We start from the raw sequence: 26,070 nt of genomic DNA, 5'->3' as shown, positions 1-26,070 counted from the left end.
TTAAAAAACATTTCAATTCAGCCCCCCGCTACCGATCTTCAGAGTCGAAAGACTCTTCCTGGCAGAGAATTCCGATCCGCTTCCGCGAAGAATGACGTCGTCACGTGCCGTCAATCGTTGCGTCCTGTGAAGATTGCGGTGCACCGATTCCTTCGTCGCAGATGTCAAAGTTGACGCCGGCGCTACACCATGGCGTGTACGGAAGGCCACATTGCGCCGTGAGGCACATTGTTAACAACAATTTAATATCAGGTGCAGTTGCACCAAGCTAGGCGGCGTATAGGTATCTGTATACGATCCAAGACGAGCGCTCGATGATGCAACTTTTTTCTGGGTTGCAATTGCGAGTCGCGCGGGGAGTCGTCTTTCCTGCTATTGATGCGATTTCCTTTGATTAACTATTCTTTCATGTCATTCAAGATAAACTTGGGGGAGACGATGAAGGCTGAAAATTTTCAGCGTGGTGGTTTGACCAGTGTGACGATCGCTGCGTCCAGGGGGCTCTTGGCCAGTTGTATTTTTGTACTTCTTGGGTTGGGAGGATGTGGTAGCGATTCCAACCCTCAATCGAGTCAACAAACCGCTACTAATCAACAGACGGTACCCATTCCGACTGCACAGTTGATTCCGCGAACGGCCACATCAATTCCGTGGAACGCCAACGACAAGAAATTGACTCCGATTTATCTCTCCGACGAAGGATACGTGGAGGAGGAGTACTTCATCAGCGGAGCGGCGAACATTTATGATTGGCCGGACACGAAGAGTTCCGCGGTTGTAAAGACCGCGAACGTGCCTTACGTGACGCAGTTTATTGTGACGCGTCCCGCCGATATGAGTCGTTTCAGCGGAAACGTGCTTGTCGAAGTCGGCAATCCTACTTCGGGATACGATAAGCCGAACTTTTGGAGTACAGCACACAAGCAAGTGATTCGTAACGGCGACGCATTTATTGAAATGGCAAGCCAATCGGGGTCAATTGCGAAGTTGAAACAATATGACCCGGTGCGCTACGGTCCTTTGAACTGGGCGAGTCCGTCTGCACCGACGAGCATGGAGAATGGATTGTATTGGGACATGCTAAGTCAGGCGGCAGCTTGGGTCAGGAGCAATGCATCGACTAATCCTTTGAACGGAAAGGTAAAGACGGTTATTGCGGTTGGCGTGTCACAGTCGAGTGTGATGCTCAACACTTACCTTAACGCCGTGTTGCCGCTGGCCCGAAAGGAAGACGGTAAACCGATGTTCGATGGAATTCTGCAAACGATCGGGCCAAACTATTTTCCCATCAATGGTTCTGCCAGCGCACCGTACAGTTTTGCCTCCCGCGGCATTGTCCCGACTATTCGAATCGCAAGCTCGGCGGATTTCGCAAATATGATGGGCCCCGCGGACAATCCGCCGCCCTCCTCGCGTCGGGCCGACAGTGATGCACCGGGCGATCAGTACAGGTTATATGAGATTGCTGGCATGCCACATAATTCGATCTGGATGAATATTTATAGTCCGGGATGGGGGCAGGTTGCGAAAATTGGTGTGACGCCCACGCCGGCGTTGCTGTCGGACATTACTTTTACGCCTAGTACTAACGATTTCCCCGGGTGGGCGTTCTATCACGCAGCGCTGGTCAATCTCGAGAATTGGATAAATAATGGAATTGCGCCGCCGAAGGATCTGCCGCGCATAACTTACCAGGCGATGCATGGGTCAGAGCATATTGAGTACCAAGAGGATGCGTATGGTAATACGGTCGGCGGGATCCGTAATCCATGGGTTGATGTTCCGTATGCGACATGGGTTCCGCATTCGTACAATAATCCAGAATATACCGGTAGTAGTCAATTTACGCGAAATTACAAGATTCCGTTTTCGGTAGCTCAACTGACGAATCTATACGGTAACAGTGCGACGTTCCTCAGCAAGTTCGACGCCGGTATCGATGCGCTTGTCAGCAGTCGAATGATTCTCGATGTCGATGCTGAGGTCTTGAAGGATCAGGTATTCGAGATGCAGCTCCTCAACAATTAACGATCAGTGCCGCGTTACTGGGCGGCGCTTGATTCGCCGTCCAGGGGCGCGAAAGTAAGGTGTATGGAGCTCTTCGCACCTTGCTTTTGCGAGACTGCGGTACCCGTCCATTCAGGTAGCGTTGTCGCAGTCGCCTGCACTATTCTCGCTCCAGGTACTTGCTTTCATGAACGTAAGTGGCCACGAATCGACTCAAGCCGGGCGGTTCTCCAGGCGCTCAAAGTAGCCACTGAGAAAGTCGACAAAGACCCTTACCTTGGCCGACAGATTTAGCCGCTCCGGATAAGTTGCATAGATGTCGGCCGCCGGCAGCGACCAATCTTGCAATACCGTCACAAGTGTTCCGGCGTTGATATACGGCTGCGCGTCCCATTCTGAACGTACAAGTATGCCGTGTCCGTCGATTGCCCAACGCAGCGTCACTTCGCCGTCATTGCTGCTCATCGCGCCATGCACCTTGACGAGTTCATGACGTTTGCCCTTTGTGAAGTGCCACGTCCCATACGCTGTATCGTTTTCACGCAAAACGATGCAATCGTGCGTGCGGAGATCGCCAGGCTCCTCTGGCACTTCACCTTTGCTCAGGTAAGCAGGCGAAGCGCACACGAGGCGCCGATTCGTCGCCAGCTTTCTTCCGACTACCCGCTGATCGGGGAGTTCGCCGAACCTTATGCCGACGTCATATGCCAGTTCGGCAAGATTCATAGGGCGATCGGTGAGTTCGAGCTGAACATCCACCTCGGGATAAAGGTGCCGGAACTCGGACAGCGCTGGAGCGATGTGGCGGCGACCAAAACCGAACGTCGCGTTGACCTTCAATAGTCCCTGTGGTAGGTCGCGGCTGCTTGATACCGTGCGTTCAAGTTCCTGTACCTGTTCAAGCAGTTTGGTCCCCGTCGTGAGATAGATTTCGCCTTCGTGCGTGATGGCTAAACGGCGGGTGGTCCGGTTCAGGAGCTTGACGCCAAGGCGACGTTCAAGCTGATTTAGGCGGGCACTGATGGCGGGCGGAGTCACGCCGAGATCTCGCGCGAGCGCTGAGAGGCTGCCCTGTGTGACGAGTCGTGCAAAGAAGTCGAGGTCTGCGATCGGATCCATCTTTAAGTCTGGTTTAAAAATGGGTTAAGACGCGATCGATTTTAATGTCCATGCAGTCAAATTACACTTCGGGGAAACGCCCACGACTGGGCGGTTATCGGAACCTGGAGGAACGATGGGGCAGACGCTTTACCAGAAGATCGTGCGCGATCACACGGTCTTCAGAGTCGATCAGCAGCACGTCGCGCTATATGCCGACCTGCACATCATGAACGAGTACACGAGTCCCCAAGCGTTTGCTGGGCTGGACGAAAAGAATCTTCCGGTGCGTTGCCCGGAAAAGCAGATGGGCATTGTCGACCACGTTATTCCGACACACGCGGTTCCCGTCAACAAACGCACGATTCTCATCAATGCGGCAGCCAACCAGGCTGCGAACTTCACGCGCAATTGTCAGAAGCACGGAATTCATCTGTTTGACGTACAGGATCGCGAACAAGGCATCGAACATGTGGTCGCGCCCGAAATCGGGCTCATTCGTCCCGGGATGGTGGTGTTGTGCGGCGACAGCCATACGACGACGTACGGTGCGCTCGGCGCGCTCGGCTTTGGGATCGGCACCTCGGAGGTCGAGCACGTCCTTGCCACGCAGACGCTTATTTATCGCGTGGCTCAGGACATGCGCATCCAGGTGAAAGGTGTACTTCCTGACGGCACAACATCGAAGGATCTTGTCCTGTACATCATCTCGAAGATCGGCGCGCAGGGCGCTCGCGGCTTTGTGGTCGAGTACTGTGGATCCGCCATTGACGCGCTGAGCGCAGAGGCCCGCATGACTCTCTGCAACATGACCGTTGAAGCTGGGGCTCGAGGTGCGCTTATCGCCACCGACGATACGACGGTCGAGTACGTATCTTCACGTATCAAGGACCTGTCGTCGCTCGAGATCAGTGAGGCGGTTGAACAGTGGAGGCAGTTGAAGTCGGATGCAGACGCCGTCTTCGATGCCGAGCATTGGTTCGACGCAAGTGATGTTGCACCGTTTGTGACATGGGGTACGAGCCCCGATCAGGCGATTGCCGTCACAGATCGCATTCCCTTGCTCTCCAATGATCCGCTTGATCGCAGCAATGCATCAAAGGCTCTTGATTATATGGGACTGGATGCCGGACAGCCGATTGCTGATCTTGCAGTCGATCACGTGTTCATCGGCTCATGTACCAATGCACGGATCGAAGACCTGCGAGTTGTCGCAGGTATTGTGCGAGGGCGCAAGGTTGCAGCCTCCGTACGTGCGATGGTCGTACCTGGCTCAGGGCTTGTTCGTGAGCAGGCCGAGCGAGAGGGAATCGCACAGACATTGATCGACGCAGGATTCGAATGGCGTCAGCCGGGTTGCTCGATGTGTTTAGCCATGAATGACGACATCCTTCAACCGGGTCAACGCTGCGCTTCGACCACCAACCGCAATTTCGAGGGGCGTCAGGGCAGGGGGGCGCGAACCCATCTGATGAGCCCCGCGATGGCAGCTGCGGCCGCGGTGATGGGCCGTATCGTGGATGTTCGCAAGGAGTTGGAGCATGTCTAAGCATCAATCAGTAGTGGGTATTGGGGCGCCCTTACCTTTGAACAATCTCGATACCGATCAGATCATGCCGAAGCAGTTCCTGCTCGGCATCGATAAGTCCGGTCTTGCTCGCGGGGTTTTCTACGATCTCCGTCATGAGGCGGACGGGTCGCCGCGCGCGGATTTCGTGCTGAATCGTCCGGAGTATCAGGGGGCTCGCATTCTAGTCGCCGGGCCGAACTTCGGTTGTGGTTCCAGTCGGGAACATGCGGTCTGGGGACTTCAGCAAGCTGGTGTAGAGGCAGTGATTGCTCCGAGCTTTGGAGAGATCTTCTATTTCAACGCACTGAATAACCGGTTACTGCTTGTTCAGCTCGACGCTGATGTGGTCGCTGCTTTGGTTACGCAGGTAGAAGATCCTGAGGGAAGTACGCTGACGATCGATGTCATCGACCAAGTTGTGAGGACAACGGATGGACACGAATACTCTTTCGATCTTCCTGCGAGACAAAAGCGCATGTTTGTCGAGGGTCTCGACATGATCGGGGTGACACTGAGTGAATCGGAATCCATACATGAGTTTGAGAAGAGGCACTACAAGGACCATCGATGGATGAAGATCGACTTACCGAAGCAGCAGAGAGGCTGATCGAGGCGGGACGCTAGAGATCTAGAGATCCATACGGAATTAGTTCGGGCAGGTCAAATTTCCTGCCCCGGCAAAAATCCGAGACATGAAACGGGAGACAAGAGATGGAAACTTCGTCGTCACATACGAGCATGGCCGAGTCTAAATGGGCGTCGTCGCTGACAAAAGTCAAGATTGGGGGAATGCCACTGCCCATGTTTGCTGCGATAGCGATTATCACGATTCTGGCGGCGCTAACAAAGCGACTGCCAAACGACATGATCGGAGGTTTCGCGGTACTCATGCTGTCCGGGCTATTGCTCGGCGAGGTCGGGGGGCGGATTCCGTTATTCAAACATATTGGCGGTCCTGCGATCCTGTGTTTGTTTGTCCCATCCGCGTTACTCGGCTATAAGCTGATGGACGACGCGACGCTCAAAGCGATCACGACGACCATGAAGACTACGAATCTTCAGTATCTCTATATCGCAAGCCTTGTCGCGGGAAGTATTCTTGGGATGAATCGCAAGATCCTGATCCAAGGCTTCCTTAAGATGTTCGTTCCGTTGCTGATCGGAACGGTGTCCGCTATCGCAGCCGGTGTAATCGTGGGACTCGCTTTGGGATACGATGCAAACCACACGTTCTTTTACATCGTAATGCCGATTCTCGGGGGAGGAATCGGAGAGGGAATTCTTCCGCTGTCGATCGGGTATTCAGAAATCACGGGCGCTGAGCAGGGTCACCTCGTCGCGATGATGGTGCCGGCGGCACTGATTGGAAACGTCGTTGCAATCCTCTCTAGTGGCCTCCTGAAACGTTTTGGTGAACGGCATCGTAGTTTCAGCGGCGACGGCATGCTGGTCAGGACGGGCGAAGATGTCGAATTGCTCAAGGCGCAAAGGTCCGAGCCGGCGTTGGACTTGCGGCTGATGGGATTCGGTTTGCTCCTTTCGTGCACGTTGTTCATTCTCGGCGGATTGCTGGCACCGTTGACTGGTATCCCGGGCCCAGTTCTGATGATTGTCGCCGCGGCGGTATTGAAGGTTTGCCGTACGATCCCGGAGTCGATGGAAGTCGGTGCTTATCAGATGTACAAGTTCATGTCGACCAACCTGACCTTCGGTGTCCTGGTTGGGCTCGGAACTTTGTTCGTGTCGTGGGACAAACTCGTGAACGCCTTCTCTCCGGGATATTTCGTGATTTGTGCGTCGATCGTCGTATCGATGGTGGTCTCGGGCTTCTTCGTTGGTGCGTGGCTGAAGATGTACCCGGTTGAGTCAGCGATTATTACTGCATGCCATAGCGGACTCGGTGGCACCGGCGATGTGGCTATTTTGTCGTCGTCGAACAGAATGGGATTGATGCCATTCGCACAAATTTCCACTCGAATTGGCGGCGCCGCTATGGTCGTGTTCGCGACAATCATGATGAAGTGGTTGCATTGAAAGCAATTCTGATCTTTTGGTTTCGACCAAAACGACCCAAATCCGGAATAGCGACGACGATAAGGCGCCGTATCTCGACGCAGCAAAGGTAGACTGGTTGAAGTATTGAGTGGGCAACACTCGCGTGCGCATCCAAGGCTCACCCAACGAGCGCACGTTACTGCTGGTGCTCCGCATGTTGCGCGGCACGTCGGGACCGACAGCATGATCGGCCTACCGAGCCGCACAAAGATCAGGCTGGCCTCGGGCGTGACCGAGATGCGCTCGGGTTTCAACAGCGTGGCCGCCAAGGTCCAAACGGTACTGGAGCAAGACCCGTTCAGCGGCCACTGTTCGTGTTCCGCGACAGGCGTGGCGATCTGGTCAAAGTGCTGTGGTGGAGCGGCGACGGCATGTGCCTTCTGATGAAGCGCCTGGAACGCGGCCGGTTCGTCTGGCCACGGGCAGACGGTGGCGTGGTGTGCCTGAGCCAGGCGCAACTGTCGATGCTGCTCGAAGGTATCGACTGGCGGCAAGCACTCCGCACGACGGAGCCGACATCGGCGTTGTAAACCTGTCGGCCGCCGCGTAGACCGTCGGCATGACCACGGCAAACGCCTATCCGGACGACGTCGAAGCGCTCAAGGCCATGCTGCTTGAGCGCGATGCACGCATCGGGCATGTGGAAGATGTGGTCGAATCGCACAGGGCGGCGAACGCCACCGCCCAAGGCCAAGATCGAGCATCTGAATCTGCTGATCGCGAAACTGCACCGCATGCGGTTCGGCCGGAGTTCAGAGAAGCTCGACCGTCAGATCGAGCAGCTCGAGTGGCGACTGGAAGAGTTCGAGGCCGACGAAGGCCCTGCTCCCATCGATTTCCATCAGCTCGGGTATTACCTGACCGGCATCAAGGAAAGTCAGGCGGTGCGCACGCGTGTGGCGCCGCGGTACTTGGAAGTATTGAGCGGTCGGCTACCGGACAGTGCGGGGAAGGTACTGGCGACGCGATCGGTGCGGCGGACACCGGAAGGCTGCGCCGACTTGGCGCGCACGTTTCGCCCCTTCCCCATGGAGATAGGTCGACGTCGTTGCCACCGACGCGTGGCGCAAGTTGTCACGCACGACAACCAGTTCCACGCCGGCGTCCAGTGCATGGGTGGCGTGCGTATGACGCAGCCAGTGGGGGCTGGCGTGCCGCAACTTCTCGGCGAGCGCCGGATGGCGCGTGTTGACGCGTTCCGAGACCTCCCGAAAAAACTCACCCAACACCTGCCGCAACCGCGTTGAACTGATGCCGGTGCCAGCGTCGCGTCGTGCGCGCTGCTCCGCATCCAGCGCCGCCACCAACGGGGTGGCCGGCTGCCAGCGGGCACGCCAGACCGGCAGGCCCGCGCCTTCAGCGTGCGCCGCAGCGCATCGCGCGCAAGCGGCGGGAGCGCCACGCGCCCGGGTTTTGCCCCCTTGCCGGTCACCTCGAGCCACCACATGCCGCGGGTGTCGGCCGTGATGTCACCCAGCGTCGCCGCCACCAGTTCCTGCGCACGCAGGCCAGTCGCGTAGCCGAAGTCCAGCACAAAGCGCAGCCGCTCGGCAGCCGGTGTGGTCCAGCCGGCGCGCTCGAGGTGGTCGGCCGCGGCTCGCACGATTTTCCGCTCGCGGCCGGTCAACGACCGCCCGGTATCGTCAGTTCGTCGGACTCGACCACGCCATCCGTCATCCCCCTTGCTCTCGTGAAATTGCCGTGCTAATTTTTCATGAAATTAACCGGCTAAAATTTCACGGGAGCCCGCATGTTCGTGCAGTCCGACCGTCACGTCGCAAGCTACTACGCCGCCACCTACCCGGCGCCGATTCCGCATCGTCCCGCGCTGGATGAACGCATCGACGCCGACGTGCTGGTCGTCGGCGCGGGGTTCAGCGGGCTGCATACGGCATTGCGCGTCGCGCTCGCGGGCAAGCGCGTCGTCGTGCTGGAAGCGAGCCGCGTCGCGTGGGCGGCGTCGGGCCGCAACGGCGGGCAGGCGCTGCTCGGCTGGTCGTGCGACATGCAGCCGCTCGAGGATTCGCTCGGCCGCGACGGCGCGCGCGTGCTGTGGGACAGCATGCGCTGGGCCGCGGCCGAAGTGCGCGAGCTGCCCGCGCGACACGGCTTCGACATCGACTACCGGCCCGGCAGCCTGTGGGCGGCGGTACGGCCGCGCCGCGTGGCGATGCTCGCGCAGGCCCGCGACGAGGCGGCCGAGCGCTGGGGCTACGACCGGCTGCGCGTGATCGAGCAGCGCGAGATGCGCGAATGGATCGGCAGCGCGCGGTATCTTGCCGCGCTCTACGATCCCGAGGCCGGGCACCTGAATCCGCTCAAGCTCGCGCTCGGCCTCGCGCAGACGATCGAACGCGCGGGCGGCCGCATCTTCGAACAGAGCCGCGTGCTCGACTGTCGCGAGACGGCTGGCGGCCATGTCGCGCGCACCGCACACGGCGAAGTACGCGCCGACGTGCTCGTGCTGGCGTGCAACGCATACGTCGATCGGCTCGACCCCGAACTGTCGCGCCGGCTGCTGCCGGTCGGCACGTACCAGGTCGCGACCGAACCGCTTGCGCCGGACGTCGCGCGCTCGCTGCTGCCGCAGAACAGCTGCGTGATCGACAACCAGTTCGTGCCCGACTACTTCCGCCTGAGCCCCGACAACCGGCTGCTGTTCGGCGGCGGCTGCACCTATCTCGGCGGCATACCGGCCGACATCGCGGCGGCGACGCGCCCGCATCTCGAACGCGTATTCCCGCAACTGAGCGGCGTGCCGCTCGATTACGTGTGGGGCGGCCACATCGACATCAGCATGCGGCGCACGCCGGATATCGGCCGCCGCGGCCAGCGCTTTTGGCTGCAGGGCTTTTCGGGGCACGGCGTGCTGCCGACGCTCGCCGGTGCGCGCGCGGTCGCCGACGCCGTGCTCGGCGACGATCGCCTGCTCGCGCAGTACCAGCGCATTCGCAACCGGCGCTTCCCTGGCGGCGACCGCCTCGCCGCACCGCTGGAAGCGATCGGCAAGGCCTGGTACCGTTTGCGCGATACCGTCTGACGCACCGGATTCCAACATGAACGAACAGGAAGAAATAGAAAGTCTGGCGATCCTGATCCGCGACCTGCGCAAGCATCGCAAGGTCACGCTCAACGATCTCGCCGAACGGATCGGCCGCTCGGTCGGGTTTCTGTCGCAGGTCGAGCGCGGGTTGTCGCGCCCGACGGTGGCCGATCTCACCGCGATCGGCGAGGCGCTCGGCGTGCCGACCACATACTTCTACAGCCTCAGCAAGCCGCGCAGCGTGCCGTGGGTCACGCGTCCCGACGAGCGGCGCACCGTGTATTACGCGGCCGGCATCACCGATATCCTCGTGTCGCCGAACATGCGCTCGCGCTTCTCGATCCTCGAAAGCCATCTGGCGCCGGGCGCGAGCAGCGGCGAGCGGCCGGTCGACGACAGCGACGAGCAGGGCGGCTTCGTGCTCGAAGGAGAACTGACGATCTGGATCGACGGCGACGACACACCCGTCACGCTCGGCCCGAACGACGCGTTCCAGCTGCCCGCGCACAAGCGGTTTCGTTACGCGAACCTGAGCGATGCGCCGACGCGCGTGATCTGGGTGTTTACCTGAGGTGTCGGCAACGCGGCCCGACGGGCCGCTGCCCTGCCGGCGTACAGGTTTGCAGTACTGATCGACATCGCGCATGGGGCAGTGACGCATGCCGATGAATCCGGGTCGCCGTCGTCGCAAGGCGGCACCGCCATACAGAACCAGGAAAGGATGAGACATGACTGACGTCGTTAACGTGCTGGTCGATGAAGTGCGCGCCTTCCGGCACGCGCATCCCGAGATCCGTTATGTCGATCTGATCTGTCTCGACCTGCCCGGACACTTCTACGGCAAGCGCTATCCGATCGATGCGCTCGAGAAGGTCGCGGCGGGCTCGCTGCTGAAGCTGCCGCAGAACTGCGTGCTGCTCGGCACGCAGGGCGGCCTCTACAAGATCGGCGATTACTGCTTCAACGACGGCGACCCCGACGCGCCGCGCCGGCTGATTCCGGGCACGCTGAAGCCGGTGCGCTGGGAGCGGCAGCCGCTTGCGCAGATGCTGATCAGCTCCGATGGCACGGATGCGCCGATCGAGTTCGAGCCGCGCGAAGTGCTCGCGCGCGTGCTGCGGCGGTTCGCGGCGCGCGGGATCCGGCCGGTCGTCGCGTTCGAGCTGGAGTTCTACCTGTTCGCCGCGCAACTCGAGGACGGGATGCCGCAGTATGCGCGCGACCGCTTGAGCGACGATCGCGACGACCAGCCGAACATGCACATCGAGCGCCTGTCGCGCTTTTCCGACGTGCTGCACGAGATGGTCGAGGCCGCGTGCGAGCAGGGCGTCGACGCGACGGTGATCACGGCCGAGCTCGGCCCCGGCCAGTTCGAGATCAACTTCGGCCACACCGACGACGCGTTGCGCGCGGCCGACTGGTCGGCGCTGTTCTGCCGCAGCACGCGCGGCGTCGCGTTGCAGCACGGCTATCGCGCGAGCTTCATGGGCAAGCCGTATCTGCACGCACCGGGCAGCGGGATGCACGTGCACGTGAGCCTGTACGACGAAGCCGGCCGCAACCTGCTAGCCGCCGACGGGCAGCAGCCGTTGCGGCATGCGGTGGCCGGCTGCCTCGCGCTGCTGCCGCACTGCATGCCGGTGTTCGCGCCGAATCACAATGCATTCCGGCGCTATGGATCGATGGTGAACGCGGCGAGCCGCGCAAGCTGGGGCTTCGAGGATCGCGACGCATGCATCCGGATTCCGGAGTCGGATGCGCGCAACCTGCGGATCGAGCATCGGCTCGCGAGCGCGGATGCGAATCCGTACCTGGTGCTCGCGGCGATCCTCGCCGGCATGGAGCATGGGCTCGACGCGCGGAAGGAGCCGATCGCACCGCTCAACGACGATCGCGGCAGCGGGATCGATTTCCCGAAGGAGATGCTGTCGGCCGTCGCGGCGATGCAGGATCACGCGGCCGTGCGCGACGGGCTCGGCAGCGAATTCGTGATGGTGTATTGCGAGAACAAGCGGCAGGAGGAGCTGGATTTCCGCAACGAGATCGGCGCGCGCGAGTATCGGTGGTTTCTGTGAAAGCCGCTATGAGCGTGTGCGCCAGTAGCGCACTTCGTCGATCGACGTGCCGGCGAGTTCGAACGTCTTGATGTCGAGCGCTCGACGCGCAGAATCCGGCGTGCATGCAGGTGCGGTGTCGTACGACGCTGCGCGACACCACACCTGCCGTGCCGTTATTCCCCGAGCTTCGACGTTACGCAACCGGTGCTCGAGCACTCGCGCTCGCGTTCGCGCAGGAACGACAGCCGCGATTGCGTCATGTCGGTCGCGCACTGCAGATCGACGAGATAGCCGTTGTTGCGCGTCTCGCTGCATTGCGCATCGCGCTGCTTCAGCCATGCGAGCTGGCCGGCCTTGAGCGCCGCTTGCTGGTCGCCGCTCAGTTGCTTGCGCAGGCGGCCGTACTCGTCGTTGAGGTCGCGGTCGGTCTGGGAAAATTGCGTGCTGCTGCAATACACCTGATCGAACGCGCTGTGCGGCTTCGCACAGCCGGCCGCGTGTGCGGCGAACGGAACGGCAAGCGCGAGCAGCGCGCAGGATACGAGCAGATTCTTCTTTTTCATGGTGATGCTCCTCGGTGGGTGAAAACCGTTGAAACGGCCGACGTCGTCGGTTATCGGCGTGCCGTGCACGCGTCGATCCCGCCCGCGATCGCGGTGGCCAGACGCTGGATCGTGTCGCGCTGCGCGAGCCGCTTTTCCTCGTCGGGATTGACGATCACGCCGGCCTCGACCAGCACGGCGGGAATCGGTGCGGTACGCAGCACGACGAGATCGTCGAAGCGATGGATGCCGAGTTGCGGATCGACGAGCGGGCGGTTCTCGCCCTTGATCGGCTGCGCGTGGTAGAGCGACGGCCGTTCGCCGGCCGCGACCAGCCGTTCGGCGATCGCTTTCGCGCAACGCAGGCTTTCCGCGTAATGCGGATTGCGCTCGGATACGAACACCGCGAACCCGCGGAATTCGCGTTGCCTGCCCGCGTCGATGAACTGCTGCTGCATCGAATCGTGATGGATCGACACGAACAGGTTCGCGTCGGGCGCCTGCGTCGAGCGCTGGTCGAGCGCGATCTCGCGGCCGTCGGCGGACGTGCGCAGCACGCGGTCGCCGTGCGCGGCGAGCTTGTCGGCGACGGCGGCGGACAGGTCGAGGTTGTAGCGGTATTCGACGCGGCCGCTCGCGCCGGTGGCGCCCGGATGGGTCGGCGTATGGCCGGTATCGACGACGATGTAGCGGCCCGATGCGGGCTGAGCGTCGGCGCTTGCGTTGCCGGCCGCATGCAGTGCCAGCGGCGCGCCGAGCAGCGGCACGCACGCGAGCACGCGCGCGGCGGCACGCACGAGCGGACGTATGCGTCGGAGGGTTCGATTTGTCATTGTTGTCGTCGAGGAGGGCTATGGCGCGTCGTATGGTGCGGCGCCGTCGGCCTGCTCAATGCAGTCGGAATGTCGCGCGATTATAGCGGGTGGCAGCCGCGTGGCAATGACGAAACGGGGCCCATGTACCACTTCTTCGGGCGGCATCCCGCCGCGCAGCAAGTTCGATACGAGCCGCGGTCCGGATCACCTCGGCGCGATCGACGATCAGTGCGGCAGCGCTTCGGCTTCGGCCCAGCGCTTGAACGAGTCGAGACGCCGGCGCGTCTGCACGAGATAGAACGCGCCGATCAGCGGTTCGAGCAGCCAGCGCAGAAACGCCGGTTGCGCGCGGAAGTGATACGTGAACTTCACTTCCGTCGAGCCGGTCGAGCGTTCGGTGAAATTCCAGCTGCCGCTGAAGCGTTCGAGCACCTTCGGCCCGTCGACCATTTCGATGGCCGCGACCTGCGGCGGACGGTACGAGATGTAGCGCGACACCATCGTCGTGCCTGACTGGGTGCGGCAGAACGCGTCGACGCCGACGTCGGCCGTCATTCCGTCGAGCAGATAGGCATCGGAGAGGAAGCTGTCCCAGACGAGCCGCCGCGCGTAGTCCTGCGACCACGTGAAGAGGCGTCTGCGATCGACGCCGATGATCCGGCTGACTGAGATCCTCATGATGGCGGGCGAACCGTTGCGGATTGGGATGAAATCGAGTGTAACGCGCCTGCGCCGCGCACTTGTTCAGACATCGTCAAGTCGAGCAGCGATTCGATTGACGTTCTTCGGGAATTCCCCTAGCATCGAATCCATGCCTTCGGGAAAGACCCGAAGCGTTTCAATCTCTTGAGGGAGCCTCATGAGTACGCAACAGAACCGGCGCTTCGACGCGCTCGTTTTCATCGGTCGTTTCCAGCCTCCGCATCGTGGTCACCTGAATGTGCTGAAGTCGGCATTGAGCCGGGCCGAGCGCGTGTGCGTGCTGATCGGATCGACCGACAAGCCCCGCACCATCAAGGATCCGTTTTCGTTCGACGAGCGCTGCCAGATGCTGGTTTCGCTGCTCGATCCAGCCGAGCGCGAGCGCGTGACGATCGCGCCCGTGCAGGATTCGACGTACAACGACGGCGACTGGGTGCGCTGGGTGCAGGACGCCGTGGCCGCTGCCCTCGGCGACGTCTCGCAACGCAAGGTCGGGTTGATCGGGCACGAGAAGGACGCCACGTCCTATTACCTGCGGATGTTCCCGCAATGGGAGTTCGTCGACGTCGATGCGACCGAAGACATTTCCGCCACCGAAATCCGCGGCCAGTATTTCGCCGAACGCACCAACAGCTTCGTGCAGTGGGCCGTGCCGGAACCCGTGTTCGGCTGGCTCGAACGCTTTCGCACGCAGCCGGCTTTCGCACAACTGAAGGCCGAGGCCGAATTCATCGCCGCGTATCGCAAGGCGTGGTCGGCCGCGCCGTATCCGGTCACGTTCGTGACGGTCGACGCCGTGGTCGTGCACTCCGGTCATATCCTGCTCGTGCGCCGGCGCAGCGAACCGGGCCGCGGCCTGTGGGCGCTGCCGGGCGGCTTCGTGAACCAGGACGAGCGGCTCGATGCGGCATGCATTCGCGAGCTGCGCGAGGAGACGGGCGTGAAGCTGCCGGAGCCCGTGCTGCGCGGCTCGATCAAGGATCGCCAGGTGTTCGATCATCCGGCGCGCTCGTTGCGCGGCCGCACGATCACGCACGCGTGCCTGTTCAATTTCCCGACCGGCGAGCTGCCGCGCGTGAAGGGCAGCGACGACGCAGACAAGGCGCGCTGGGTGCCGCTCAACGAATTCGCGCAGATGCGCAACGTGATGTTCGAGGATCACTTCGAGATCGCGTATCACTTCCTGGGGAAGCTGTGATCCGCTGATTCCCCGGCACCGGTCCGCTGCGACAGACGCGGCGGCATTTCAACGGCCTAGAGGAGCTCTAGCCATGCAGAACGTTCCCGGCGGCTTTGCCGCGGTTCTCGCCAATCCGATTCTCAACACGGATTCGTACAAGGCTTCCCACTTCCTGCAATACCCGCCCGACGCGGAGGCGATGTTCTCGTACGTCGAATCGCGCGGCGGTCGTTACGACCGCACGCTGTTCTTCGGCCTGCAGATGCTGCTGAAGGAGTATCTGTGCACGCCCATCACGCACGCGATGATCGACGACGCGCGCGATTTCTTCGCGGTGCACGGCGAGCCGTTCAACGAAGCAGGATGGCGCTACATCATCGAGCGCTACGACGGCTATCTGCCGGTCAGGATTCGCGCGGTGCCGGAGGGCTCGATCGTTCCGGTGCACAACGTGCTGATGACCGTCGAGTGCGACGATCCGAAGGTGTTCTGGCTCGCGTCGTATCTCGAGACGATGCTGCTGCGCGTGTGGTATCCGGTGACGGTCGCGACGCTCAGCTGGCATCTGCGCCAGACGATCCGCCGCTTTCTCGAGAAGACCGACGACGATCTCGCGCAGTTGCCGTACAAGCTGCACGACTTCGGCGCGCGCGGCGTGTCGAGCGCGGAATCGGCCGCGATCGGCGGCGCGGCGCACCTCGTGAGCTTCATGGGCTCGGATACGGTGCTCGGCGTGCTGGCCGCGAACCGCTTCTATCGCGAGCCGATGGCCGCGTATTCGGTGCCGGCGGCCGAGCACAGCACGATCACGTCGTGGGGGCGCGACGGCGAGGCCGACGCGTACCGCAACATGATCGACCGCTTCGGATTGCCCGGTGCGATCGTGTCGGTCGTATCGGACTCCTATGATCTGTTCGCCGCGCTGGAAATGTGGGGCGGTCCGCTGCGTCAGGCGGTGATCGACTCGGGCGCGACGCTCGTCGTGCGTCCCGATTCGGGCGATCCGGTAACGATCGTGCTGCAGACGGTGCGCGCGCTCGACGCATCGTTCGGTTCGACCGTGAACGGCAAGGGGCGGCGCGTACTCGATCGCGTGCGGGTGATTCAGGGCGATGGTGCTGACGAGCAGTCGATCGAAGCGATCCTCGCCGCGCTCGACGAGGCGGGCTATGCGGCCGGCAACGTCGTGTTCGGGATGGGGGGCGCGCTGCTGCAGCAGGTGAATCGCGACACGCAGCGCTTCGCGATGAAGTGCTCGGCGATCCGGCGCGGCGGCGTGTGGCACGACGTGCGCAAGGATCCGGTCACCGATCAGGGCAAGCGCTCGAGGAAGGGCCGGCTCACGTTGCTGCGCAATTGCCGGACGGGCGAGTACCGGACCGTGGTGCTGCCGGTCGCGTGGGACGACCGCGCACTGGAGGGCGAGTGGGACGATGCGCTCGAAACGGTATTCGACACGGGGCGGATGCTGGTCGATACGACGTTCGCCGAGGTGCGGGCGAGGGCGCACGCGGGCGAACGCTGACACACGCGTCGGAGTGATGCGCCAGCGCACGTCACTCCGGCGACGCCGGTGCGCGTCGTGCACGCGGTACACCGCGCACTGCGGGTAGTCCGTTGTTTCAAGGCCCGGTTCGTGTACGCATCGCATCGGCGACTGCGTCGCGCACACAACTCGCGGCGATTTCCGACGCACGCGTGCGTGCCGCACGCGCCAGACGTGCGATCACCAGCGGCTGGATCACGGTCGATTCCCGAATCGCACATTCGACGACGAGCGGCGAGCGCGTGACCGCCGGGCTTTGCGTGATCAGCAGCGACACGCCGAGCCCGCTCGCGACCATTGCCCGGACCAGTTCGATCGAGACCACGCGATAGCGGACGTTCGGCGACAAGCCGCATTGCCAGAACGGCGCCATCAGGAAGTCGCGGCTGTGCGGCAGGTCGATCAGGATCACCGGATACGCGGCGAGATCGCGCAGCGAAATCGCGCGCTTGCGTTTCGCGAGCGCGGACCCGGCCGGTACGAGCGCATAGGGCCGCAATTCAGCGAGGCACTCGCGCTCGATGTCTTCGGGCAGGCCGACGTCGTACATCAACGCGAAATCGATCTGCTGCTTGTGCAGTGCAAGGTCGAGTTGCGCCAGATCGCCTTCCACGAAACGGATTTCGAGGCGCGGATGGCGCTGCTGCGCGAGTTCCAGCAAGCGTGGCAAATAGACCGGCGCGATCGTGCTGAATACGCCGATATGGACGACGCCGCCCGGCTCGTCACCGATGTCGTCGGTCGCGAATGCGGACGCCGACGCCAGCAACTGGCGCGCCTCGGCGAGCTTGCGTTCGCCGAAATGCGTGAGCGTCATCCGCGTGCCCGCGCCCCGCGTGAACAGCGGGTCGTCGAACAGCGCCTCGAGCTCGCGGATCGCCACCGAGATCGACGGTTGCGACACGCTGAGCTGGACCGCGGCGGCGGTCGTGCTGCCCGATTCGGCGGCGGCGACGAAATAACGAAGCAGTCTCAGCGACAGAGCCATGGCGAACCCATATGAAAATCTTATAGGCGTTAATTTATTCCGATATTTTATCTGATTGCCCCGCTCGAACAGAATCACTGCATCGGCCGACTCGGCCCGACCTTCAGGAGAAAGATGCCGTGACTGTGTCCAGGCTGCCGCTCGACGGCATACGTGTGATCGATTTTTCCCGGGTGCTGGCGGGGCCGCTGTGTTCGGCGTTGCTCGGCGACCTCGGTGCCGATGTGATCAAGATCGAGCCGCCCGCGGGCGACGACTACCGGGCGATCGGCCCGTTCGCGAACGGCGAGAGCGGGCTGTTCGGCGCGATGAACCGCAACAAGCGCAGTGTCGTGATCGACATGAAGACGTCCGACGGTCAGGCCCTCGCGCAGTCGCTGTGCGCCGCTGCGGATGTCGTCGTCGAGAACTTTCGCCCCGGCGTGGCCGATCGGCTCGGGATCGGTTACGCGACGCTGTCGGCGCGCAATCCGGCGCTGGTGTACGCAAGCGTGTCCGGATTCGGGCAGACCGGCCCGGAATCGCGCCGGCCGGCCTACGACATCATCCTGCAGGCGATGTGCGGGCTGATGGATGCGACCGGCGCACCCGACGGCGAGCCGACACTCGTCGGCGATTCGGTGTCCGATGTGGTCAGCGGGATTTTTGCGTCATGGGGCGTGCTCGCGGCGCTGGTCGCGCGCGATCGCACCGGACAGGGCACGCACGTCGACGTGTCGATGTTCGATGCGACGACGAGTCTCACCGCGGCGCTCGTCGCGCGTTACGCGACCACTGGCGTTGCGCCGCAGCGCGTCGGCAATCGTCACCCGACGTCCGCGCCGTTCGGCGCCTATCGTGCCGCGGATGGCCATTTCGTCGTCGCGGTACTCAATAACAAGCTGTTCGGCTTGCTTGCCGACACGATCGGCCAGCCGGCGCTGGCAGACGATCCACGTTTCGCGTCCGACACGTTGCGCTGTGAACACGAAGCGGCGTTGCGCGCGTACATCGAGCAGTGGGCCGCGATGCGCTCGGTCGACGAGGTCAACGCGGCGCTGGCCGCGGCGGGCATTCCGGTCGCGCCGATCCGGAACATCCGTCAAGCGCTCGAAAGCGAGCAGGCGCGTACACGGCGCCTGCTCGTCGATACCACCGCGGCCGACGGCTCGCCGATCCGGTTGCCCGCGCAACCGTTGAAATTTTCCGCGTATCCCGACACCCGCACCACCCGCGCACCGCAACTCGGCGAACACACGCACACGGTGCTTGGGCGGGTGCTCGGCCTCGACGACGCAACGATCGCCGCACTGGCGAAGGCCGGCGTGATTTACGCGGCACCCGACATGACCGACGGCGGCGCTGCCGAACCGTCGCGACAGACCGAAATCCATCAGGAGATGAACGATGCTTAAACGACTGGGCGTCGGCGATGCCGACCTCGAAATTGCCGACGCGATCCGCCGCTTCGCCCAAGCCGAACTTGCACCGCACGCGGCGCAGGTCGATCGCGACGAGACGTCGACCACGCGTTACGTGCCCGCGCTGGCCGAACTCGGCGTGATGGGGATGAACCTGCCGGAGCGCTGGGGCGGAGCCGGCGCATCGCCGGCCGCGATCATCCTGTCGCTGGCCGAGATCGCGAACGCGTGTGCGGCGACGTCGTCGATGATCGGCGCGCACTACCTGGCAACGGATTCGGTGCTGATCGGCGGTGACGACGCGTTGCGCGCACGCTACCTGCCCGACGCCGCAAGCGGCGCGAAGCTGGGCGCGTTTGCGCTGACCGAGCCGCAGGCCGGCTCCAATCCGGCCGGCATGACGACACAGGCCGTGCGCGACGGCGACAACTACCGGATTCGCGGCGTCAAGCACTTCATCTCGAACGCCGATGCCGCGCAGTTCATCGTCGTCTATGCGAAAACCTCGCCCGAGCTCGGGACGCGCGGCATCAGCGCGTTCGTTGTCGATCGCGATACGCGCGGCGTGTCGGTGTCGTCGCCGGAGAGGCTGATGGGCATTCACGGCGCGCCCGCGCACGAAGTCGCATTCGATTGCATGGTGCCGGCATCGAACCGGCTCGGCGATGAAGGGAGCGGCTTTCGCACCGCGATGAAGGTGCTCGACAGCAGCCGGCTCGACGTCGCGGCGACGAGCCTCGGGATTGCTGAAGCCGCGCTGGGCGACGCGATCGACTGGGCGAAACAGCGTCACGTTGGCGGCGAGGCACTGGCGAACAAGCAGGGGCTGCAATGGCGATTCGCCGACATGAAGACGCAGCTCGAAGCCGCATGGCTGCTGACGCTGCAGGCCGCGGCGCGGCGCGCTGCCGGCGAGCCGTTTACGGACATGGCGTCGATGGCGAAGCTGTACGCGTCGGAGATGGTTGCGTTCGTGACCGACGCGGCACTGCAGATTCACGGCGGCTATGGGTTCACGCGCGAAATGCGGATCGAACGACTCGTCCGGGACGCCCGCATTCTGCGGATCTACGAGGGATCGTCGGAGATCCAGCGCACGGTGATTGCACGCACGATGCTGGCATGACGGCACGTGAAATCGAACAAGGAGACGCGTGGTGAAAGTACTGGTGGCTGTGAAAAGAGTGGTCGACGCGAATGTGAAGGTCGGCGTGAAATCCGACCAGTCCGGCGTCGACGTCGCGAACGTGAAGATGTCGATGAATCCGTTCGATGAGATTGCAATTGAAGAAGCGGTGCGGTTAAAGGAAGCGGGCGTTGCAACGGAAGTGATCGCCGTGTCGGTGGGCGTGGCGCAAGCGCAGGAAACGCTGCGTACGGCGCTGGCGATCGGCGCGGATCGCGCGATCCTGGTCGAGTCGAACGACAGCGTCGAGCCGCTGGCTGTCGCGAAGATCCTGAAGGCGCTGGTCGACAAGGAACAGCCGCAGTTGGTGATCCTCGGCAAGCAGGCGATCGACGACGATTCGAACCAGACGGGCCAGATGCTCGCTGCGCTGGCGGGTCTGCCGCAAGCGACGTTCGCGTCGAAGGTCACGGTCGTCGATGGCCGCTTGACGGTTGCGCGTGAAGTCGACGGCGGCGCGGAAACGCTGTCGCTTCAACTGCCCGCAGTCGTGACCACCGACCTGCGTCTGAACGAGCCGCGCTACGTGACGCTGCCGAACATCATGAAGGCGAAGAAGAAGCCGCTGGAAACGGTGAAGCCGGAAGACCTCGGCGTGGACGTCGCGCCGCGTCTGAAGACGCTGAAGGTGGTCGAGCCGCCGAAGCGCGCGGCCGGCGTGAAGGTGCCGGACGTGAAGACGCTGGTCGAGAAGCTGAAGGCCGAAGCCAAGGTGCTGTGAGAGGGAGCGCAAAGAAATGACGATTCTGGTGATTGCAGAACACGACAACGCGTCGATCAAGGCCGTGACGCTGAACACAGTGGCAGCGGCGGCCGAAGTTGGCAAATTCGTCGGCGGTGACATCCACGTGCTGGTCGCAGGCCACAACGCGCAAGCCGCGGCCGATGCGGCAGTGAAGATTGCAGGTGTCGGCAAGGTCTTGCTGGCCGACGCACCGCAACTGGCCGCAGGCCTGGCGGAAAACATCGAAGCGACCGCGCTGAACATCGCGAAGGACTACTCGCACATCCTCGCGCCGGCCACCGCCTACGGCAAGAACATCGCGCCGCGTATCGCCGCGAAGCTGGACGTTGCGCAGATCTCGGACATCACGGCAGTGGATTCGGCTGACACGTTCGAGCGTCCGATCTACGCGGGTAACGCGATCGCGACGGTGCAGTCGAGCGACCCGATCAAGGTGATTACGGTGCGCGCAACAGGTTTCGATCCGGTTGCAGCGGAAGGCGGCAGCGCGTCGGTCGAGAAGATCGAAGCGGCAGCGGACGCAGGCAAGTCGCAGTTCGTGAGCCGTGAAGTGACGAAGCTGGACCGTCCGGAGCTGACGTCGGCAAGCATCATCGTGTCGGGCGGCCGCGGTCTGGGCAGCGGCGAAAACTACACGAAGGTGCTGGAGCCGCTGGCGGACAAGCTGTCGGCAGCGCTCGGCGCATCGCGCGCGGCAGTCGACGCAGGCTACGTGCCGAACGACTATCAAGTGGGCCAGACCGGCAAGATCGTCGCGCCGCAGCTGTACATCGCGGTGGGCATCTCGGGTGCGATCCAGCATCTGGCCGGCATGAAGGATTCGAAGGTGATCGTCGCGATCAACAAGGATCCGGAAGCACCGATCTTCAGCGTGGCCGACTACGGCCTCGTCGGCGATCTGCACGAACTCGTCCCCCAACTGACGGCGTCGCTCTGATCGCTGCAACCCATCAGGATCCATCGATCCTGCCCGCATGCCGTGTCGTCGCGACCGGCACGCGATTCACGCTCGGACCGTAGCCTGATAACGCGGTCCGAGCGAACCCCCCAAGCGCAGTTTTCCACCGGTCAGGAGCCGAGCATGGAACGTACCGCTACACCTGTCGCCAATCCGACGCTGATCGAGCGTCGCTCGATCGACCATATTCCCGATGCCGAGCGCCACGGCAACCTGTTCAGTCAATTTACCCTGTGGTTCGGCGCGAACCTGCAGGTCACGGCAGTCGTCGTCGGCGCGCTGGCGGTGGTGCTCGGCGGCGACGTGTTCTGGTCGCTGATTGGTTTGCTCGCAGGCCAGATACTCGGCGGCGCGGTGATGGCGCTGCACGGGGCGCAAGGGCCGCAGCTCGGGCTGCCGCAGATGGTATCGAGTCGCGTGCAATTCGGCGTGTACGGTGCGATCGTGCCGCTCGCACTGGTCTGCGTGATGTATGTCGGATTCTCGGCGGGCGGAACGGTCCTCGCCGGGCAGGCGATCGGCGAATTGCTGCACGTCGGCCATGCCGCCGCGATCCTGATCTTCTCCGCGTTCGTCGTTCTGCTCACCGGTCTCGGCTACCGGACGATTCATGCAATGGGCCGCGTATCGAGCATCGTCGGCACGCTCGCGTTCCTGTATCTGTTTGCGAGCCTGCTGCACGGGCACGCGTTCGGCGCGTTGCTCGCGAATCGCCACTTCACGCCCGCATCGTTCCTGCTCGCGGTGTCGTTGTCCGCATCGTGGCAGATCGCGTACGGACCGTACGTCGCCGACTATTCCCGTTACCTGCCCAGAGCGACGTCGCCCGTCAAGACCTTTGCCGCGGTGTTCTGCGGCACCGTGATCGGCGCGCAGGTATCGATGACCTTCGGTGTGCTTGCCGCCGCGCTCGCCGGCGACCGCTTCTCCGGGCACGAGGTCGCGTTCATCGTCGGCCTCGGCGCGACCGGCGCGATCGCTGCCGTGCTCTATTTGACGATCGCGCTGGGCAAGCTCACGATCACGACGCTCAACGCGTACGGCAGCGTGATGTCGGTTGCGGCGATCCTGACAGGCTTCGGCGGACGGCGCGAGATCTCGCCGCGCACGCGCATCGCGTTCGTGCTGCTGACCGTTGCCGCGTCGAGCGGGATCGCCCTGGCCGGGCAGCACGATTTCCTGAAGGCGTTCTCGTCGTTCCTGCTGTTTCTGCTGGTGTTCTTCACGCCGTGGAGCGCGATCAACCTCGTCGACTATTACTGCGTCACGCGCGAGCGTTACGACGTGCCGGCATTGTTCGACCCGGACGGCCGGTACGGCCGCTGGAACGTCGTCGGCATCGCGGTCTATGCGGTCGGCGTGCTCGTGCAGATGCCGTTCGTCGCGACGGGGTTTTACACCGGGCCGTGGGTCGATGCGTTGGGAGGCGTCGACGTGTCGTGGATCGTCGGCATCGTCGTGCCGGGCCTGCTGTACTACGTCGCGTCGCGCGGCGCGCTGGCGAGTGTGCCGGACCGCCTGATCCTGTCCGACTCCGCCCGCGACGCCGACTAGAAGGGCGTGTTCACGCTAATCACGCGCCAGCCCCTCGAATGAATTTTTCCAAACAGGGGAACGTGCCCTAGGACACGGTTCGCACGCGACTGCGCGCACCGGGCGGCGGCGTTTCGGGATCGTGCGCGGCTGCCCGCGCCGCATCCATCGCCCGCGCAAGCGCATCGAACACCGCCGGCCCTTTGCAGCGCGACACGTTGAAGCGCATGAACGACGTCGCGGTGCGCGCCGCGCTGAACACGTTCCCCGGTGCGAGCACCACGTCGTGATCGAGCGCGTGGCGCGCGACGTGCGCGGCGTCGAGCCCGTCGGGCAACTCCGCCCATACGAACAGGCCGCCGCGCGGTTCGGTCCAGATCCGGAGCCCGGCGCGCGCGAGCCGCCGGATCGTCTCGCCCATCGCGTCCGCGAGATGCGCGCGCAGGCTGTCGAGATGGCGCCGGTACGTGCCGTCGACGAGCAGCCGGTGCACGACATTCGCGCCGATCTGCGCATTGCCGAACGACGTCGCGAGCTTCAGGTCGACGAGCGCGTCGATCCATTCCGGTCGCGCGGCGACATAGCCGCAGCGGATCGCGGCCGACAGCGTCTTCGAGAAGCTGCCGATCGACACGACGCGCGACAGCCCGTCGAACGCGGCGAGGCGCGGCGCGGGCGTGCTCTCGAAGTCCGCGAAGATGTCGTCCTCGACGATCAGCAGCCCATGCTCGGCCGCGAGCGTCAGCAGCCGATGCGCGACCGGCGGCGCAAGCGTCGCGCCGGTCGGGTTGTGCAGCGCCGCGTTCGTGATGTAGAGGCGCGGCCGATGCTCGACGAGTACCTGTTCGAAGCGCGCGAGATCGGGGCCGTGCTGCGTGTAAGGGACGCTGACGATCCGCGCACGATGCGCGCGCAGCAGTGCCTGGAAGTTGAAGTAGCACGGATCGTCGAGCACGACGGTGTCGCCGGGCTCCAGCAGCAGCCGGCACACGAGATCGAGCGCATGCGTGCCGCCGTCAGTCAGCATGATCTGAGTGGGCTCCGCATGGATGCCGTGCTGCGCGAGGCGCCATGCGAGCTGCTGGCGCAGCGCGGGCAGGCCGAGCGGCGTCGCATAGTCGGTCAGGGCGTCGGGTTCGTCGCGCGACACGGCGCGCAGCGCGCGGCGCAGGCTCTCGTCGGGCAGCCACGACGCCGGCAGCCAGCCGCAGCCGGGCTTCACCGAGCTGGGTGCCGCTTCGAGCGCCTGACGCGACAGCCACAGCGGATCGAGCTCGCGATCGAGGCGCGGCCCGAGTTCGGCGAGCGCGAGCGGCGGCGCGTGGCCCGACACGTAGAAGCCGGAGCCGCGCCGCGCGACGAGCACGCCTTCGCTGGCGAGCCGTTCGTACGCGTCGACGACGGTCGATTTCGACACGTGCAGCGCGTCGGCCATCATCCGGATCGACGGCACGCGCGCGCCGGGCATCAGCGCGCGGCTCGCGATCCGCGCGCGCAGCGTGTCCATCACGGTTTCCACCCGCGTGCGCGACACCGCGGGCGGGGCAAGGTTCTGGGCGGATTGGCTCATGGCGAAGGTCGAACTGTACGGTCAGTTGTTCAGTACAGTTTGTCGGAATTGTATTGGGCTGTAGCTTACGCGCATTTCGCGGGCGGCGGATCATCGGACATCCCCCTTGTTCCGATCAGGATTTGCCGTGCAAAAGACGACCGACGGATGGCTCAGCGGCCTGCTGGGCGTGATCATTTTCAGCGGCTCGCTGCCTGCGACGCGCGTCGCGGTGCAGGGGCTCGACCCGCTGTTCCTCACGTTTGCGCGTGCGACGATCGCCGGCGTGCTCGGCCTCGCGCTGCTCGTCGCGCTGAAGCAGAAGCGGCCCACGCGCGCCGAGACCGCGTCGCTCGTCATCGTCGCGCTCGGGGTCGTGGTCGGTTTTCCGCTGCTGACCGCGCTTGCGTTGAAGCACGTGACGTCCGCGCACGCGATCGTATTCGTCGGGCTGCTGCCGCTGGCGACCGCGCTGTTCGGCGTGTGGCGCGGCGGCGAACGGCCGAGGCTGCCGTTCTGGATCTTCTCGCTGCTCGGCAGCGGCGCGGTGGCCGCGTTTGCGCTGCGCAACGGCGGCAGTGCGTCGGTGGTCGGCGATGCGCTGATGCTGGCCGCGATCGTCGCATGCGGGCTCGGTTACGCGGAAGGCGCGCGCCTGTCGCGCCAGCTCGGCGGCTGGCAGGTGATCTCGTGGGCGCTGGTGCTGTCGCTGCCGGTGATGCTGCCGCTCACGTGGTTCACGTGGCCGGCCACGTTCGACGGCGTCGACGCCGCCGCGCTGTGGGGGCTCGCATACGTGTCGTTGTTCAGCATGCTGATCGGCTTCGTGTTCTGGTATCGCGGGCTCGCGCTCGGCGGGATCGCGGGCGTCGGCCAACTGCAGTTGCTGCAGCCGTTCTTCGGCTTCCTGCTCGCGGCCGGGCTGCTGCACGAGACGGTGCCGCCGTCGATGCTCGCCGTGACGGTCGTGGTCGTCGGCTGCGTCGCGGGCGCGAAGTATTTTTCCAAAGTGGCGCCGGTGCGGCGCGCGGGCTGACGTGGGGCGGGTGGTGACGTGACGCGGCGAGTCGAACAGGCAGATTTACCGAGCGCCGAA

Annotated in this window: 21 protein-coding genes and 4 pseudogenes; 18 read left to right on the top strand and 7 right to left on the bottom strand. The window is 63.5% G+C overall.

What is annotated here, in order from left to right; translation table 11 throughout:
* Nucleotides 1-438: 438 nt before the first annotated feature.
* Nucleotides 439-2,028: an alpha/beta hydrolase domain-containing protein gene (locus O1Q03_RS21040; RefSeq protein ID WP_269505854.1), complete on the top strand. Its 1,590-nt coding sequence runs from the start codon at nucleotides 439-441 to the stop codon at nucleotides 2,026-2,028.
* A gap of 192 nt (nucleotides 2,029-2,220) precedes the next feature.
* Here O1Q03_RS21040 and O1Q03_RS21035 read toward each other — a convergent pair whose 3' ends face one another.
* Nucleotides 2,221-3,126 (bottom strand): LysR family transcriptional regulator, encoded by a 906-nt coding sequence (locus O1Q03_RS21035; RefSeq protein ID WP_269505853.1) that lies wholly within the window; start codon nucleotides 3,124-3,126, stop codon nucleotides 2,221-2,223.
* A 115-nt stretch (nucleotides 3,127-3,241) separates the two neighbouring features.
* Between O1Q03_RS21035 and leuC the strand changes: the two genes are divergently transcribed.
* From leuC to O1Q03_RS21010, 6 genes and pseudogenes are all read left to right on the top strand, one after another.
* On the top strand, nucleotides 3,242-4,654 hold the full coding sequence (leuC, locus tag O1Q03_RS21030) for a 3-isopropylmalate dehydratase large subunit (RefSeq protein ID WP_269505852.1): 1,413 nt from the start codon (nucleotides 3,242-3,244) through the stop codon (nucleotides 4,652-4,654).
* Nucleotides 4,647-5,282 (top strand): 3-isopropylmalate dehydratase small subunit, encoded by a 636-nt coding sequence (gene leuD, locus O1Q03_RS21025; RefSeq protein ID WP_269505851.1) that lies wholly within the window; start codon nucleotides 4,647-4,649, stop codon nucleotides 5,280-5,282. The genes leuC and leuD overlap by 8 nt, the downstream gene beginning before the upstream one ends.
* A gap of 104 nt (nucleotides 5,283-5,386) precedes the next feature.
* A complete protein-coding gene (locus tag O1Q03_RS21020; protein WP_269505850.1) occupies nucleotides 5,387-6,709 on the top strand; it encodes a 2-hydroxycarboxylate transporter family protein in 1,323 nt (440 codons plus the stop codon).
* Nucleotides 6,710-6,818: 109 nt separating this feature from the next.
* A pseudogene (locus O1Q03_RS39995) lies at nucleotides 6,819-6,917 on the top strand (IS66-like element accessory protein TnpA); the annotation flags it as partial.
* Nucleotides 6,918-7,026: 109 nt separating this feature from the next.
* A pseudogene (gene tnpB / locus O1Q03_RS21015) lies at nucleotides 7,027-7,260 on the top strand (IS66 family insertion sequence element accessory protein TnpB); the annotation flags it as partial.
* Between the two features lie 29 nt (nucleotides 7,261-7,289).
* Nucleotides 7,290-7,557 (top strand): annotated as a pseudogene (locus O1Q03_RS21010) (transposase domain-containing protein); the annotation flags it as partial.
* Between the two features lie 105 nt (nucleotides 7,558-7,662).
* Here O1Q03_RS21010 and O1Q03_RS21005 read toward each other — a convergent pair.
* Nucleotides 7,663-8,378: pseudogene (locus O1Q03_RS21005) on the bottom strand (tyrosine-type recombinase/integrase); the annotation flags it as partial.
* Between the two features lie 102 nt (nucleotides 8,379-8,480).
* Between O1Q03_RS21005 and O1Q03_RS21000 the strand changes: the two are divergent.
* The 3 genes from O1Q03_RS21000 to O1Q03_RS20990 all read left to right on the top strand — a co-directional run bounded on the left by O1Q03_RS21000 (nucleotide 8,481) and on the right by O1Q03_RS20990 (nucleotide 11,848).
* Entirely contained in the window at nucleotides 8,481-9,770 is a 1,290-nt protein-coding gene (locus O1Q03_RS21000) for an NAD(P)/FAD-dependent oxidoreductase (protein WP_269505849.1), read from the top strand.
* A gap of 16 nt (nucleotides 9,771-9,786) precedes the next feature.
* Entirely contained in the window at nucleotides 9,787-10,344 is a 558-nt protein-coding gene (locus O1Q03_RS20995; protein WP_175716119.1) for a helix-turn-helix domain-containing protein, read from the top strand.
* Between the two features lie 157 nt (nucleotides 10,345-10,501).
* Complete coding sequence (locus O1Q03_RS20990; RefSeq protein ID WP_269505848.1) at nucleotides 10,502-11,848, top strand: glutamine synthetase family protein; 1,347 nt, start codon at nucleotides 10,502-10,504, stop codon at nucleotides 11,846-11,848.
* 155 nt (nucleotides 11,849-12,003) lie between these two features.
* On the opposite strand, the gene O1Q03_RS20985 is transcribed toward O1Q03_RS20990, so the two are convergent.
* The 3 genes from O1Q03_RS20985 to O1Q03_RS20975 form a co-directional block, all read right to left on the bottom strand.
* Nucleotides 12,004-12,393 carry a lysozyme inhibitor LprI family protein gene (locus tag O1Q03_RS20985; RefSeq protein WP_269505847.1) on the bottom strand — a complete coding sequence of 130 codons (390 nt, stop codon included), beginning with the start codon at nucleotides 12,391-12,393 and terminating at the stop codon, nucleotides 12,004-12,006.
* A gap of 50 nt (nucleotides 12,394-12,443) precedes the next feature.
* The gene (locus tag O1Q03_RS20980) at nucleotides 12,444-13,205 is read right to left on the bottom strand and encodes an N-acetylmuramoyl-L-alanine amidase family protein (RefSeq protein ID WP_269505846.1); all 762 of its coding nucleotides are present in this window, start codon (nucleotides 13,203-13,205) and stop codon (nucleotides 12,444-12,446) included.
* A 207-nt stretch (nucleotides 13,206-13,412) separates the two neighbouring features.
* Nucleotides 13,413-13,865, bottom strand: a complete 453-nt coding sequence (locus O1Q03_RS20975) for a type II toxin-antitoxin system RatA family toxin (RefSeq protein ID WP_269505845.1) — start codon at nucleotides 13,863-13,865, stop codon at nucleotides 13,413-13,415.
* Nucleotides 13,866-14,046: 181 nt separating this feature from the next.
* On the opposite strand from O1Q03_RS20975, the gene O1Q03_RS20970 reads away from it, so the two are divergent.
* The gene (locus tag O1Q03_RS20970; RefSeq protein WP_269505844.1) at nucleotides 14,047-15,087 is read left to right on the top strand and encodes a bifunctional nicotinamide-nucleotide adenylyltransferase/Nudix hydroxylase; all 1,041 of its coding nucleotides are present in this window, start codon (nucleotides 14,047-14,049) and stop codon (nucleotides 15,085-15,087) included.
* A 73-nt stretch (nucleotides 15,088-15,160) separates the two neighbouring features.
* Entirely contained in the window at nucleotides 15,161-16,594 is a 1,434-nt protein-coding gene (locus O1Q03_RS20965) for a nicotinate phosphoribosyltransferase (protein ID WP_269505843.1), read from the top strand.
* 97 nt (nucleotides 16,595-16,691) lie between these two features.
* Here O1Q03_RS20965 and O1Q03_RS20960 read toward each other — a convergent pair whose 3' ends face one another.
* Nucleotides 16,692-17,603 carry a LysR family transcriptional regulator gene (locus O1Q03_RS20960; protein ID WP_269505868.1) on the bottom strand — a complete coding sequence of 304 codons (912 nt, stop codon included), beginning with the start codon at nucleotides 17,601-17,603 and terminating at the stop codon, nucleotides 16,692-16,694.
* Between the two features lie 119 nt (nucleotides 17,604-17,722).
* On the opposite strand from O1Q03_RS20960, the gene O1Q03_RS20955 reads away from it, so the two are divergent.
* The 5 genes from O1Q03_RS20955 (at nucleotide 17,723) to O1Q03_RS20935 (ending at nucleotide 23,446) form a co-directional block, all read left to right on the top strand.
* Complete coding sequence (locus O1Q03_RS20955) at nucleotides 17,723-18,997, top strand: CaiB/BaiF CoA transferase family protein (protein WP_269505842.1); 1,275 nt, start codon at nucleotides 17,723-17,725, stop codon at nucleotides 18,995-18,997.
* Complete coding sequence (locus O1Q03_RS20950; RefSeq protein ID WP_269505841.1) at nucleotides 18,990-20,129, top strand: acyl-CoA dehydrogenase family protein; 1,140 nt, start codon at nucleotides 18,990-18,992, stop codon at nucleotides 20,127-20,129. Before O1Q03_RS20955 ends, O1Q03_RS20950 begins: the two co-directional genes overlap by 8 nt.
* Nucleotides 20,130-20,160: 31 nt before the next feature.
* Nucleotides 20,161-20,910 (top strand): electron transfer flavoprotein subunit beta/FixA family protein, encoded by a 750-nt coding sequence (locus O1Q03_RS20945; protein ID WP_269505840.1) that lies wholly within the window; start codon nucleotides 20,161-20,163, stop codon nucleotides 20,908-20,910.
* A 16-nt stretch (nucleotides 20,911-20,926) separates the two neighbouring features.
* On the top strand, nucleotides 20,927-21,871 hold the full coding sequence (locus O1Q03_RS20940) for an electron transfer flavoprotein subunit alpha/FixB family protein (RefSeq protein ID WP_269505839.1): 945 nt from the start codon (nucleotides 20,927-20,929) through the stop codon (nucleotides 21,869-21,871).
* Between the two features lie 144 nt (nucleotides 21,872-22,015).
* On the top strand, nucleotides 22,016-23,446 hold the full coding sequence (locus tag O1Q03_RS20935; RefSeq protein WP_269505838.1) for a purine-cytosine permease family protein: 1,431 nt from the start codon (nucleotides 22,016-22,018) through the stop codon (nucleotides 23,444-23,446).
* Between the two features lie 67 nt (nucleotides 23,447-23,513).
* On the opposite strand, the gene O1Q03_RS20930 is transcribed toward O1Q03_RS20935, so the two are convergent.
* Nucleotides 23,514-24,995 carry an aminotransferase-like domain-containing protein gene (locus O1Q03_RS20930; RefSeq protein ID WP_269505837.1) on the bottom strand — a complete coding sequence of 494 codons (1,482 nt, stop codon included), beginning with the start codon at nucleotides 24,993-24,995 and terminating at the stop codon, nucleotides 23,514-23,516.
* Nucleotides 24,996-25,122: 127 nt separating this feature from the next.
* Here O1Q03_RS20930 and O1Q03_RS20925 point away from each other — a divergent pair, with 127 nt between their 5' ends.
* Nucleotides 25,123-26,010: a DMT family transporter gene (locus O1Q03_RS20925; RefSeq protein WP_269505836.1), complete on the top strand. Its 888-nt coding sequence runs from the start codon at nucleotides 25,123-25,125 to the stop codon at nucleotides 26,008-26,010.
* Nucleotides 26,011-26,070 lie beyond the last annotated feature (60 nt).

It is taken from the genome of Burkholderia sp. IMCC1007 (genome assembly GCF_027257875.1).
Taxonomy (GTDB): domain Bacteria; phylum Pseudomonadota; class Gammaproteobacteria; order Burkholderiales; family Burkholderiaceae; genus Burkholderia.
Note: the sequence above shows the minus strand (reverse complement) of the source record. Positions and strands in the feature narration are given on the sequence as shown.

Bases quoted from the DNA above. Each gene is read 5' to 3' on its own strand.
- O1Q03_RS20970 (WP_269505844.1), top strand. From the start codon at position 14,047: ATGAGTACGCAACAGAACCGGCGCTTCGACGCGCTCGTTTTCATCGGT.
- leuD (WP_269505851.1), top strand. From the start codon at position 4,647: ATGTCTAAGCATCAATCAGTAGTGGGTATTGGGGCGCCCTTACCTTTG.
- O1Q03_RS20930 (WP_269505837.1), bottom strand. From the start codon at position 24,995: ATGAGCCAATCCGCCCAGAACCTTGCCCCGCCCGCGGTGTCGCGCACG.
- O1Q03_RS20935 (WP_269505838.1), top strand. From the start codon at position 22,016: ATGGAACGTACCGCTACACCTGTCGCCAATCCGACGCTGATCGAGCGT.
- O1Q03_RS20960 (WP_269505868.1), bottom strand. From the start codon at position 17,603: ATGGCTCTGTCGCTGAGACTGCTTCGTTATTTCGTCGCCGCCGCCGAA.
- O1Q03_RS20965 (WP_269505843.1), top strand. From the start codon at position 15,161: ATGCAGAACGTTCCCGGCGGCTTTGCCGCGGTTCTCGCCAATCCGATT.
- O1Q03_RS20990 (WP_269505848.1), top strand. From the start codon at position 10,502: ATGACTGACGTCGTTAACGTGCTGGTCGATGAAGTGCGCGCCTTCCGG.
- leuC (WP_269505852.1), top strand. From the start codon at position 3,242: ATGGGGCAGACGCTTTACCAGAAGATCGTGCGCGATCACACGGTCTTC.
- O1Q03_RS20940 (WP_269505839.1), top strand. From the start codon at position 20,927: ATGACGATTCTGGTGATTGCAGAACACGACAACGCGTCGATCAAGGCC.
- O1Q03_RS21020 (WP_269505850.1), top strand. From the start codon at position 5,387: ATGGAAACTTCGTCGTCACATACGAGCATGGCCGAGTCTAAATGGGCG.
- O1Q03_RS20995 (WP_175716119.1), top strand. From the start codon at position 9,787: ATGAACGAACAGGAAGAAATAGAAAGTCTGGCGATCCTGATCCGCGAC.
- O1Q03_RS21040 (WP_269505854.1), top strand. From the start codon at position 439: ATGAAGGCTGAAAATTTTCAGCGTGGTGGTTTGACCAGTGTGACGATC.
- O1Q03_RS20980 (WP_269505846.1), bottom strand. From the start codon at position 13,205: ATGACAAATCGAACCCTCCGACGCATACGTCCGCTCGTGCGTGCCGCC.
- O1Q03_RS20975 (WP_269505845.1), bottom strand. From the start codon at position 13,865: ATGAGGATCTCAGTCAGCCGGATCATCGGCGTCGATCGCAGACGCCTC.
- O1Q03_RS21000 (WP_269505849.1), top strand. From the start codon at position 8,481: ATGTTCGTGCAGTCCGACCGTCACGTCGCAAGCTACTACGCCGCCACC.
- O1Q03_RS21035 (WP_269505853.1), bottom strand. From the start codon at position 3,126: ATGGATCCGATCGCAGACCTCGACTTCTTTGCACGACTCGTCACACAG.
- O1Q03_RS20985 (WP_269505847.1), bottom strand. From the start codon at position 12,393: ATGAAAAAGAAGAATCTGCTCGTATCCTGCGCGCTGCTCGCGCTTGCC.
- O1Q03_RS20950 (WP_269505841.1), top strand. From the start codon at position 18,990: ATGCTTAAACGACTGGGCGTCGGCGATGCCGACCTCGAAATTGCCGAC.